This window comes from Candidatus Hodarchaeum mangrovi (assembly GCF_975850365.1).
This window is the reverse complement of the sequence record NZ_CDLCQJ010000049.1, coordinates 1-12,644: the sequence shown is the minus strand read 5'-3', so window position 1 is coordinate 12,644 and position 12,644 is coordinate 1. Positions and strand designations below refer to the sequence as shown.

Annotated in this window: 10 protein-coding genes and 1 pseudogene; 5 read left to right on the top strand and 6 right to left on the bottom strand. The window is 33.8% G+C overall.

The window, feature by feature from the left end:
- Together ACWVCY_RS05115 and ACWVCY_RS05110 are read right to left on the bottom strand one after the other, a co-directional pair.
- Positions 1-508: pseudogene (locus tag ACWVCY_RS05115) on the bottom strand (hypothetical protein); the annotation flags it as partial.
- Positions 509-828: 320 nt separating this feature from the next.
- Positions 829-1,068: an Lrp/AsnC ligand binding domain-containing protein gene (locus ACWVCY_RS05110; RefSeq protein ID WP_455140821.1), complete on the bottom strand. Its 240-nt coding sequence runs from the start codon at positions 1,066-1,068 to the stop codon at positions 829-831.
- A 402-nt stretch (positions 1,069-1,470) separates the two neighbouring features.
- Between ACWVCY_RS05110 and ACWVCY_RS05105 the strand changes: the two genes are divergently transcribed.
- The 4 genes from ACWVCY_RS05105 to ACWVCY_RS05090 are packed head-to-tail and all read left to right on the top strand — an operon-like array spanning position 1,471 to position 6,814.
- Entirely contained in the window at positions 1,471-2,754 is a 1,284-nt protein-coding gene (locus ACWVCY_RS05105) for a hypothetical protein (RefSeq protein ID WP_455140820.1), read from the top strand.
- A gap of 16 nt (positions 2,755-2,770) precedes the next feature.
- Positions 2,771-3,925 (top strand): pyridoxal phosphate-dependent aminotransferase, encoded by a 1,155-nt coding sequence (locus ACWVCY_RS05100; protein WP_455140818.1) that lies wholly within the window; start codon positions 2,771-2,773, stop codon positions 3,923-3,925.
- A gap of 20 nt (positions 3,926-3,945) precedes the next feature.
- On the top strand, positions 3,946-4,989 hold the full coding sequence (locus ACWVCY_RS05095; protein WP_455140816.1) for a homoserine dehydrogenase: 1,044 nt from the start codon (positions 3,946-3,948) through the stop codon (positions 4,987-4,989).
- 34 nt (positions 4,990-5,023) lie between these two features.
- Positions 5,024-6,814: an aldehyde ferredoxin oxidoreductase family protein gene (locus ACWVCY_RS05090; RefSeq protein WP_455140814.1), complete on the top strand. Its 1,791-nt coding sequence runs from the start codon at positions 5,024-5,026 to the stop codon at positions 6,812-6,814.
- A gap of 15 nt (positions 6,815-6,829) precedes the next feature.
- Here the strand turns inward: ACWVCY_RS05090 and cysS are convergent, their stop codons facing one another.
- Entirely contained in the window at positions 6,830-8,245 is a 1,416-nt protein-coding gene (gene cysS, locus ACWVCY_RS05085) for a cysteine--tRNA ligase (RefSeq protein WP_455140812.1), read from the bottom strand.
- Between the two features lie 281 nt (positions 8,246-8,526).
- Positions 8,527-8,781: a hypothetical protein gene (locus tag ACWVCY_RS05080; protein ID WP_455140811.1), complete on the bottom strand. Its 255-nt coding sequence runs from the start codon at positions 8,779-8,781 to the stop codon at positions 8,527-8,529.
- 244 nt (positions 8,782-9,025) lie between these two features.
- Between ACWVCY_RS05080 and ACWVCY_RS05075 the strand changes: the two genes are divergently transcribed.
- Positions 9,026-9,658, top strand: a complete 633-nt coding sequence (locus ACWVCY_RS05075; protein ID WP_455140809.1) for a Rab family GTPase — start codon at positions 9,026-9,028, stop codon at positions 9,656-9,658.
- A gap of 72 nt (positions 9,659-9,730) precedes the next feature.
- On the opposite strand, the gene kynU is transcribed toward ACWVCY_RS05075, so the two are convergent.
- Both kynU and ACWVCY_RS05065 read right to left on the bottom strand, forming a co-directional pair.
- On the bottom strand, positions 9,731-10,969 hold the full coding sequence (gene kynU, locus ACWVCY_RS05070; protein ID WP_455140807.1) for a kynureninase: 1,239 nt from the start codon (positions 10,967-10,969) through the stop codon (positions 9,731-9,733).
- Between the two features lie 83 nt (positions 10,970-11,052).
- On the bottom strand, positions 11,053-12,222 hold the full coding sequence (locus ACWVCY_RS05065; RefSeq protein WP_455140805.1) for a 3-hydroxyacyl-CoA dehydrogenase NAD-binding domain-containing protein: 1,170 nt from the start codon (positions 12,220-12,222) through the stop codon (positions 11,053-11,055).
- Positions 12,223-12,644: the final 422 nt, after the last annotated feature.

Sequence of the window (12,644 nt, the reverse complement as noted above, 5' to 3'; positions counted from 1 at the left end):
TTGCAGAGAATATTCCTAATGGAATGCCAATCATTAAGCTCATTAGTAATGAAGCTAATTGTAACTTAATTGTTTGCCATGCGAGAGCTCCAATTATGGAGTTAATACTCGATCCCGTAAATGAACGCCCCATATTTCCGAAAGCAAAGCCTGGTTCAAAATTGGAGTCAGCAATTCCTAAATCAAAAAGGTCAGCATCCTGTACAAACCGGAACGGAAGAAAAACAACAAAATCAGCAAATTCTTGAAAAAAATTACCCCAGTCTCCTAGTTTTGAATTAGAGCCTAATAACCAGTAAATATATTGGTCTATTGGTTCGCGATCCAAACCTAGATTGTGCCTTATATTTGCTTGCTCTTCGGGGGTCATTGTTGGATTTGACAGCCGTAATATATCAACATAATCAGCTGGTGCATTTATCATTAGCGCAAAAAGGATAATCGAAATTCCAAAAAATAATGGTATACTAAGCAATAATCGTCTAATTACATAATTTCTCAAACTCATTTTTTATAACGACCTCTTACTCTGAATTCTTAATTACTACCTTTTTCAATTTCCAATTTGATTTGTTATGAAGTACAAAGAATAAATAATAAATCTTTTATAAATATCTACCTATGTCTGCAGAATTCTTGAAATTCATGGTTTTATCTCATCGAACAGGCAAAGAAAATACAAATAAAAAATATATACACGATTGAACATGTAAAATAATTACAATAATATACCTTTTAATAGCTGCAAATTAGTAACACAACCATAAAAGAGTGTAATTTCATATTTAAACTTGATAACTTATATAGTTCTTAAATAGAGAGACTTTTTTAATCACGAACTATTACCATAGTAAGAGTGGATCTAACTCCTTTAGCTTGGCGTATTTGATTTATTACCATGTCTTTAAGAATTTTCATGGAATCTGCCGATACTTTTGCTACAAGATCATACACACCATATACCACATACGCCTCATCAACTTTAATATCTTCTTTTAAAAATCGTAGTACTTCTTCTTCTTCTCCAATTTCTGCATTCACCATTACAAAAGCTGTTGGTCGACTCATCAGTTTTTCACATACCTTATTTCTAATTTTCTAAATGATAGTTCTGTTTGTTTCACATTTTTCTCGATACGGATCAAATGTTATTTCATCTATTAAAAGTTCTTTGTGTATGTAATAATTGGGATTTTCCATCATTTGAAGGATTGAGTATTAATATTATGGATATTTTAGAAAAATGAAAAAATATTTGGGGATTAATCTTATTTGGGGAGAATATTACTGAGTTGATATTTTTTTCTTGATAGATCTTTTCCAATTCGTTTATTTTATATTCATCCTATATATATTTAAATAAATTAAGAACCCATCTTCTCCATACATATTCTGGAGTATTTCTACATGAATTAATGTAGAATCTATCCAATGATATTTTTCCTTCTTAATCACTTTGGAGGCCCGAATATGGATTCTATAAGAGAGAAACTGAAGATCCCTGAAAAAAATGTTCAAGAAATAAATAATTTCTTATTAAATGAAAATAATCCTCTGATTAATGACCTTCTCGACATTATTGATAGATATGGAGGAATCAATGAAATTAATCGCAGAGCTAAAGAAGCAGGTCAACTTGAAAATTTAATCAGTCAGCTTGATAAAAAGCAACCTGATTATATTAAGGATTTAAATTGGTTAATAAAACAACGTGACCAAGAAGCTTTCATAAGTATAGATAAATACCGAAAAAAAGTTTTAGGAGATAAATATAACTCAACTTCATTTGATGACTCATTTGCTGTTACATTAGAGCTTTCATCCTGTCAATATTTCCCATTCTTAATAGTTGGAGCTAAACAGTCAGTTGAGAAAGAAGAGTTGATGCCTGGTCGAATCATCCGGGTTCGTAGAATGAAAGAACAGGAAGAAGATGGAGATCTCCTTGCTATGGCAGCAGCTATGCAAATAATTGGGGCATCATACGTTGAAACTCTTGATACAAAAGGAACTGCACCTGGACCTGATGGTTTTCCCGTTAATATTCATCTCGGTGGTCCAGAAACGATTACGGGGTATTTTGGAGGGGTAGGCCAACCAAATAACTTTGCCTTAAAATGGATAGAAGAGTTTTTATATTTCTACACAAAATATGGGGTAAAACAAGTCCTGAATATCAACCCAGGAACAGTCCTTCTAGGATATATGCTACATAAGCTTGGGATTGATAATGAGTTTAAAATCTCGGTTTTCATGGGTAATGATAATCCTTACAGCTGTTTATGGACCTTAATGACTGCAAAATTATTTGCACGAAAAGATGGTACAAGTCCATTAATTGGCTTTAATCTTTCAAATGCTGTAAACAATACAACAATAGAACTTAGTGCTTATATTCGTAAAGAATTTGGACTCGAAAATATTGTACGACTCGAACATCATATCGTAGAAACCATCAAATCAATTGTTCGTCAACCATATGATCGAACAGAAGAATTAATAGAATTGGCAAAACATTTAAAAAACATTTCAGCAAAACATGAGGGTGGTCCTGTGGAGATTGATAGTGTTCGGGAACATCCAACAGATATTCTTGATTATTTTAGAGCAAAAGATGAAATTATAAATGCAGGGCATTGGGAATATTTAAAGGTCAATTATCTTGATCGGCATGCTGCAGTAAACGAAACAGCAAAAAAATTAACTGAAAATGGTATCAGTTTTGTTGCAGCTCAAAATTTACACCATCGATAACTACTAAGTGAGTATCATGATTGATTATAATGTCTTAAGAAAGACAGGTGCAGGGATCTTCAAAGTCTTGGCTAAGGCTAAAGATCTAGAACAAGCAGGAAAAAAAATTCTTCATTTTGAAATTGGACAACCTTACGAAAATACGCCTGAACATATTAAACAAGCTGCAAAAGATGCTCTGGATGAAAACTTCACTGGATATGTGGAATCAAGTGGTATCCATGAGCTGAAAGAAGCAATTCGAGACGAAGTTCAAAATACGCGTGGATTCAAGCCTTCTCTCAACCAAGTTTTAATACTTCCTGGTGCTAATTCTGGAGTATATTATGCCCTAAGAGCAGTAATAGATAATACAAACCAAGAAATTATCTATCCAAACCCTGGATTTCCAACATATGGATCTGTAGTAAGTTATCTTAACGCAGGAGATAAAGCAGTACGAATAAAAGAAGAAAATGAATTTCGTTTGAACCCAATTGATTTAGAAGACAAAATCACGATAAATACTAAAATAATTATTCTAAATAGTCCACAAAATCCGACTGGATCAGTAATGAAAAAACAAGAAATTCAACGGATCGCGGAATTTGCTGAAGAACATAATTTCTATATCTTATCTGATGAAATTTACTCTAAAATGATATATGATGAAGAATTTTATTCCTGTTCTGTTCGGGATGAATGTAGAGAAAGAACTTTACTTCTTGATGGTTTTTCAAAATCCTATTCAATGACTGGATGGCGACTTGGGTGGATAATCGCACCTGAAAAAATGATCGATCGAATGAACCTTCTTATTTCTATAGGTGTTTCTTGTACTTCCTCATTTATACAAAAAGCTGGTACAGCTGCTTTAAAAGGCCCACAAGATTCAATCCATGAGAATATGATAGAATATAGAAAACGTCGGGAGACAATTGTGAAAGGATTGAATGAAGTAAAAGGTTTCTCCTGTTTGACTCCTCAAGGAGCATTTTATGTGTTTCCAAATATCATTAAGACTGGAATGACCTCCCAAGAATGTGCTGATCATCTCTTAAATCACGGGATAGCCTGTTTACCTGGAACAGTATTTGGGTCAAATGGAGAAGGTTATTTACGTTTTTCATATGCAACATCAATTGAAACAATAAAAAAGGGAATTAAACTAATAAAAAATGCTTTTGAATAATTGTATCGGAAGTATTAACCATGAAAGATATAACACGCATTTGTTTCATCGGATGGGGAGTAGTTGGTCAAGGTTTAACTGAAATTCTTCTTGAACAGAAAAGTGAATTGAAAAATAGATATGGTTTTCAATTTAAAGTTGTGGCTATTGCAGACAAAGTTAAGGGTTCTGTTTACGATGAAAATGGATTAGACCTTGCTAAACTTCTCAAAATAGTCAAGGAAACTGGAAAAATTAATGATTACCCAGAAGGAATAAAAGGCTGGGATAGTATTAAAACTATAACGGAATCCAACGCTAATTTAGTAGTAGAAGCAAGCTGGACCGATATAAACACGGGAGAACCCGCTATAAGCCATGTTAAAGCTGCAATAAAATGTTACAAGCATGTAGTTATGACAAATAAGGGACCCATTGCTTTAGCAGCAAAGGATTTATTAAAAATGGCAGAGAAAAATGGTGTACAGCTTAAGTTTGAAGGGACGGTATTAAGTGGAACCCCTGCAATCAGCCTTGGTTTGAACAATTTAGCAGGTTCAAAGATTACAAAAATTATGGGAATCGTGAACGGAACAACCAATTATATACTTTCTGAAATGGAAAAAGGATTAGAATATGAAACCGCACTTAAGCAAGCTCAACAGCTTGGTTATGCTGAAGCTGATCCAACAGCAGATGTTGAAGGTTATGATGCACTTGGGAAAGTAGTGATATTATCTAATGTTATACTTGGGGCAAATATAACAAAGGATCAAGTTCCTTGTAAAGGAATTACAAAAATTACTTCAAAAGATATTGAGGAAGCCAAGAAAGAAGGAAAAAGATGGAAATTAATCGCTGGAGTAGAACTTAAGGATGATGGTTCAGTAGAGGCTTTTGTCAAACCTCAAAAGATCCCACTTGATCACCCTCTAGCATCCGTTGGAGGACCAATCAATGCATTGACATATACAACAAAATATCTAGGTGACATTACGATTGTAGGACCTGGTGCTGGAAGAGAAGCAACTGGATATGCACTCTTAACCGATATCCTTGATATACACCGAAGTTTAACAAAGTAATATTCATGAAAAGAATTAATTGTGAAGTGTTATTATGGGTTACATGGGAAAGTATTTAGATGTAGATTTATCCTCCGAAAAGTTGAACCAAGTTCCCACGGATCCTAAATTAACAGAACATTTTATTGGAGGGAAGGGATTGGGTGCAAAAATTCTATATGATTCTCTTGCAGCCAATGTTAATCCTTTGAGCTCAGAAAATATTCTCCTCTATATGACTGGTCCCTTGACTGGTACATCGGTTCAAACCTCTGGAAGGTGGTGCGTCGTGACCAAATCACCTCATACAGGAATTTTTTTAGATAGTCAGATAGGAGGTAAGTTTGGACATCGATTAAAACAAGCAGGTTATGATTATATCTTTGTTCATGGCAAATCAAATGAACCAGTTTATCTTGAAGTATCTTCTGAAGGAGTTGAAATCCATTCGGCCCTTAAACTATGGGGAAAAGGTACCTATAAAACAGAAGAAATTCTAAAGAAGACCCATCCAGGGATGGAAGTTGTCTCAATTGGACCAGCTGGAGAAAATTTAGTAACATATGCCAGTATAATGACCGATAAAACCCATATGGCCGGCAGAGGGGGCGCAGGAGCAGTAATGGGATTCAAAAAACTTAAAGCTATCGTAACTGGTGGTACTAATGCGATAGAGACAAATAATACAGCCCAGTTCAAAGAATTAACTAGAAAATTTGCTAAGTCAGTTCGGGAAAATCTTGGTGTGAAACGAAGGCATGAAATTGGAACTGTAATGTGGGTGAAAATGGCTAATGAAGCTGGCTTTCTTCCAACACATAATTTTCAATCTGGAGTCTTCAAGGAAGCAGAAAATATCTCAGGGGAATATATGCGAGACAAATTTGTTGTAGGACATACTGCCTGCTATCGCTGTGCTATCGCCTGTGGTAAAACAACAAGATTTAATGAAGGAAAATACAGTGGATTACAAGTTGATGGACCAGAATATGAAACATCAGCTCTATTAGGTGCAAGCTGCGGTATTGGTGACTTAGGAGCTATTGCAAAAGGAAATGAAATCTGTGATGATCTAGGAATTGATACAATTACTGCTGGTAGTACGATTGCGTTTGCAATGGAATGTACAAACAAAAAAATCTTGAAACAGCAAGAAATTCCAAATCTCCATTTTGGTAACGCAGATGCGCAACACAAGCTTCTACATCAAATAGCATATCGAGAGGGAATGGGAGATTTATTTGCTAGTGGAACTTTAATTGCTGCTAAATCTTTAGGATTGAATTCCTCTGATTTTGCAGTGCAAGTAAAAGGTCTGGAACTGGCAGGAGTTGAACCCCGTGGATCTTTTGGAATGGCATTAGCTTATAGTACTTCCGATCGTGGTGGTTGTCATCAAAGATGTTGGACTCCAGGAGCAGAGCTTTCTGGTTCTCTTAAACGATTTTCTTTCGATGGAGTAGCGAAATTTGTCAAAGAATCTCAAGATGAACGAGCTGTATGTTTTTCTCTTGTTCTTTGTGATTTTCTTCCATTTGAGATCCCTGAAATGGTCGAGATGCTTAATATGGCAACAGGGTTTAATTATACTCCTCAATCATATCTTCAGACAGGTGAACGAATTTGGAATCAAACAAGGCTATTTAATGTCCGTGAAGGAATGACAGCCAAAGATGATATATTACCAAAGCGATTCTATACTGAGAAGGCTCCCGAAGGAGATCCAGAGGGACAATTGATAGATAAAAATGCCTTTGAAAAAGCAAAACAGGAGTACTACTCACTTAGAAATTGGGATTCACAAGGAGTACCTTCAGCAGCGAAGTTAAAAGAATTAAAACTTTAAATTATTTTGATATGATTAGCTTTTAAATTTCCATATTGTCCCTTCAGGTTTATCCTCAAGCTGTATTCCAATATCAATTAACTTTGAACGAATTTCATCTGCAAGTTTAAATTGTTTTATATTCCTAAGGTCGTTTCGTAATACTATTATCAGACTAATTAATGAATGAAGTGGTATAACTCCCTGAACATCAGTTATATGTAAATCTATCCCTAAAATTCCCATCAATGTAACAATTAGATCGCTTGCTTCAGCAAGAAGATGCCTTTCATTATCAAATGCATTATTTACTGATTTTACGAATTGCATAATAGCTTGAATAGCTCCAACTGTATTAAGATCATCATCCATAGCTTGGATGAAGTCAGTTGTAACTCGTGTGATGCTTTCACGGAGAACTTTTTCTTTTCCACCATTAGCTTGTTTTAATGCTGCTAATGAGGTTCGAATACGATCCAAAAGGACTTGGTTTTGGCTAATTGCATCATTATTGAAATCTACACTTTTTCTATAATGAGAATTAACAAGGAATAACCGAATAACCATAGGGTCAAATTCTTTAAAGAGATCTCGTACCAAAATAAAATTTCCCTTAGATTTTCCCATTCTTTCCCCATTTACAGTCAAGAAAGCAGCGTGAATCCAATAATTAACGAATTTTTGGCCTGTTCGAGCTTCACTTTGAGCAATTTCATTAGGATGATGAAGATGTAAATGATCAATCCCTCCAGCATGAATATCTAAAGTGGTTCCTAAGTATTTCTGACTCATTACCGAGCATTCAAGGTGCCAACCTGGATAACCCATCCCCCATGGAGAGGGCCATTTCATCAAATGCCCCTCTGGAGCTTTTATCCATAAAGCGAAATCACGTGGGTCTTTTTTCTCAGGATTGACTGCTATTCGTGCTCCTACTGTCTCCTCAGAGTAAGTTGTTGGACTAAGTTCACCATAATTAGAAAATTTAGTAACATCAAAATAGATGGTTCCATTCACTTCATACGCATATTCTTTAGCAAGAAGATCCTTTACAAATTCAATCATCTCTGGTATTTCCCCAGTTGCACGGGGGTAAATATCTGCTCGCTGTATGTTTAGTTTATCCATATCTTCATAGAATTTTCGGATTTGTTTCTCAACTAGAACCATTGGTTGAATATCTTTAGCTATTGCGGTTTTAATTATTTTATCTTCACCAGTATCAGCATCATCAGTCAAATGGCCTACATCAGTAAAATTCTGAACCCAAAATACATCATATCCTCGCCAACGGAGATATCTAACTAAGACATCCCAATAAGAGTACGTTCGGGCATTCCCAATGTGAGCATCTTCATAAACTGTTTGACCACATGAATAAAAACGCACTTTCTTCTTTTCAATAGGGATAAATTCCTCTTTTTTCCGTGTAAGTGAATTATAAAGTTGCATATAAATTAAGACTTCCGTTAAGAGTCAATTATTTGATACTTTCATCATTTTTTAAATTTCTACATTGCCTCTAATAATGTTTTCAATCGAGGTAAGTTACTCTCACTCCAAAGGATATCAAATAGAATAAGTTATATTACAATAATTTTTGTTATGAAAAATATACTGATGTTATTTATTCCCAAATAAATTATTCACAGGTTCTCAAAGATCAAGAATTGTCTTTGTTTCAATAAAGTAAGTTAACTTTCCATTTCCGACATGATCGATAGGTAAATAATTCATTCACTTTCTTGAGGACCAGATTGAAAGAACTTATTTTGGACTTCTTGAAGTGCTTGAATCAAATCATTAAGGTCTTTTGGTCCTACTTGTGCAGACATTGCACTCCCGAATTTTGTGTTGTATTGTCGTCCATTAATAAGAGAGAGATCAAAATTTTTATATTGCCCTTTCTGGGTAACCGAAACAACGACTTTACTATCAAATCGTCCATTGATCCATTTTTTGAATAAAGAATTTGATTTTTCAGCCATAAATTACACCAAAACAGTCTATTTTATTTGATGGAGACAAGATAATCAGCTTTTTATATTTTTAGCGGTTTAATGATGAAAAAAAAATTTACTCTATTCTTAGAATAATCTCATAAAAAAATAGTAATTAATTTAAATTCTCGAGAATAGGAATACAAAAATTCCTTGTAAACTTTCAAGGAAAAATTATTCTCAATTACAATATTATTCTTATTCTTTAAATTTTTATAAAGGGGTTTAGGTTATGTCAAGCTCAAATCTTTGGATAAAGATGTTGTTACTAGGTGATGGAGGAGTAGGAAAAAGTGCTTTTCGCCGAGCTTGGTTAGGAGAGACCTTTAAATCACAATATTTAATGACTTTAGGGGCAGATTTTGCATCAAAACAAGTTATATTAAATTATGAACCTACAGAGACAATATATAACATCAGATTTCAAATTTGGGATTTAGCAGGTCAACCACGCTTTAAAGATGTTGTAGATCTCTTTTATCGTGGAGCTGCAGGTGCTTTATGTTTTTTTGACATTACAAATCAAGGTTCATTTAATGGCCTTCATAATTGGATAAATTCATTCTGGACATTAAATAGTCAAGGAAAACGACCAATTATTATTGTTGGTGCAAAGTGTGACCTAAAAAGCGACCCAGAATTTAAAAGTCAAGTAACTACTGAACAAGGAATAGAATATGCGAAGAATTTAACGCGGATCATAAAAGAAGAAGCTGATTTTACCGTCCATTATATCGAAACTTCAGCAAAAGAAGAAATTAATGTAGAAAAAACCTTTCACTTACTCGCTACAGAAATTATTTCTAGTGTTCATCTTAGAGAACAAATGAGACTCTCAGCATTAAGAAGATTAGACAATAATTAATATATTTTCTAAAAAAATCTATTAATGCTATTAGTGCTTTTAATATATGGTATTTTTCCGTTTTTAGTTTAATTACTCATCTATAATTGCTTCAATAATTTTGATTGTCTGCCAGACCTCATTATAGGTATTATAAAGAGCTATTGGTGCTATCCTTATTATATTAGGTTTCCGAAAATCTGTGATTACATTTCGTTTCATAAGTTCTTGATTAATTTTATCTGCTTTCTCGTGTTCCAAAGCAACATGACCAGATCTGTGTTGAGGAACTCGGGGGGTTCCAATAGTAAAACCCTTCTTAACCAAAATTTCATCAGCTAAATAAATCAAATAATCAGTTAATTTTATTGATTTTTCTCTAATTTTCTCTATTCCCACCTCATGAAACATTTTCAATGAGCCTTCTAAACTAGCGGAGCAGAGAATGTTTGAACTGGAGATCTGCCAACCACCAGCATGTTTTTCATGCTCAAAATTTAATAACATGTCAAATTGTTTGCTTTTAACGTAACCAAACCAACCTGATAAACCAGGTTCCATATCAAAGTGTTTTTCATGGATAAATAGAAAAGCTGTTCCACCAGGACCACTATTTAAATACTTATAACTACACCAGATAGCAAAGTCAACTTCCCATTCATGTAATTTGTGAGGAACGACTCCTACAGAATGAGAACAATCAAATCCAATTGGAATTCCTCTTGCATGAGCTGCTTGGGTTAATTTTTCAATATCTAATAACTGACCACTTCGATATAATACAGACGGTAATAATACAAGAGCAATATCAGAGTTCATATAATCGATGATTTGTTGTTCATCCAGCATTCTTCCGTCTAGACTAGGGACGAAAACAAGGTGTTTGTCTGGAGAAAGGCTTTTAAGTTTAATTTGACTTTCTAAAGCATAAATATCTGTAGGAAAATTTAATTCATCAGCTAGGATCTTATTTCTTTCTCCAGAAGGTTGAAAAAATGCACTGACTAATGTATGAAGATTCAGAGTTGTTGTTCCAGTAGCTATAACTTCTCTTGCTTTTGCTCCCACTAAAGGGGCCATCAATTCTCCGAAATATTCCCCGTAATGCCACCAATCTGGGTTACCATAAAACCAACCATTTATACCTAGATTTTTCCATTCAGAGATTGTTTTTAGTAAGGATTCTTCAGCGGGTTTAGATAATAAACCTAATGAATTACCATCTAAATAAATAGTATCTTTTGGAATGTAAAATAACTTACGATAACTTTTAAGGGGATCTGAATTATCTAATTTTAGGGCTGTCTCATGATTAACTGTATAAGTATCCATTCTTGAAGTTACTCCTTTAGCAGATGTGAAAAAAATTGAATATAAAAAATCCTTTACTATCTATTACAAAATGGTTTTTCTTTTTATTTTTCTTGTTTCAATCTTGTCTTTATAGAACCATCACGAATCCATTTATGAGCACGGAACACTTCTTTACCATATCTATCTGCAAGTTTATCAAGCGATCTTGTTAAATCCTTTAAATCCATCGATTTTATCAATTCAAATGGCCCCAGTGGATTATGGTAATGAAGTTTCATACCTGTATTAATGTCCTGAATAGAAGTGATTTTTTCCTCAAAAACCTTCACAGCTTCATTAACTTGAACTTTCATTAAAAGCATCAAATCAAAGTCAGCTGGATTGGATAAATCAATATTTGGTCTTTTTCCATCAGAACCCCATTTATATATTCCTTCTCCAGTCTTTCTGCCTAATTTTTTTTCCTGTACCAACTTTTTTAGCCTTGGGACTAGGTTGTAATCTTCAGAAAGATGCTCAGCTAAATAATTTGAACTATCAAAAATAATATCAAGTCCCAGATAATCCATAAGTTCAAAGGGACCCATAATCATTCCTTGATTTAATGCTGCTGCATCAATTTGAGTGGGTAAATACTCATCGCGGTCGAAAATTAATTGCATCAATAACATAGAGGGAGCCATAATTCGATTACAAATGAATCCAGGACTATCCTTTGAGATAATGTATTCCTTTTTCGTTTTTTTCACAAAATCGATGGCAAATTCCATCGTTTTTTCAGATGTTTTTTTTCCTCTAACTATTTCAATAACTTTTGCAAGTGGAGGTGGAGTTGGAAAATGCAGTCCTATTATTTTGTCAGGACGTTTAGTGACTTCGCCAATCTTTGAAATGCTCATGGTTGATGTATTTGATGCAAGGATTGTATTTTGAGGAGAAAATCTATCTAACTTTTTAAAAATCTCTTTTTTTAGATCTAATTTTTCGGGAACTGCTTCAATACAAAGGTCAGTCGCTTTGGCGGCAGCTTCAAGATCAATGGTGAGTGTGAGTTTTTCCATACACCTCCGATATTCATTCTTATTGATGGAAGACTTTTCCACAAATTTATTCAATGACCAATCAATTAAAGATTTAGCTTCTTCCAATATTTCATCGTTAAGATCACATAGGTAAACAGAATATCCAGACAGAAGTGCTACTTCTGCAATACCATGTCCCATATGACCTGCTCCTATAACTGCAATTTTCTTTGTTTTTTCTCCATTCAAATCAAACTCAACCTTTTTAGTAATTAGTGGATAAAATAAAGTACTGGAAAATAGGGAAAGAGGGTAACTAATCCCATATTAGCTTTCAAATTAATAGATTTTTTGATCAAAATTGAGTTGATCTCATTTATACTTTTTCTTCTATCTCCTGTTATTAAAAAAGGATAAAAAGAACCCGAACTTAACTTAAAGTACACTATTGCACTAATGTGCTTAAAGAAATACACGCAGAAAATTTGTTAAGATATTTATCTATAAAAAAGTGTGGGAATTATGAGGACAACATCTATGAAAATTATCAAACTTTAATTTTTTAGAAATCATTATCCTTTATATTTCATTTTGAGAATTATTTGGAAATATATATATGAACATACGAACTTTGTTCATATGAACGTTACTTTTTTTGGTGGAAATTTTGT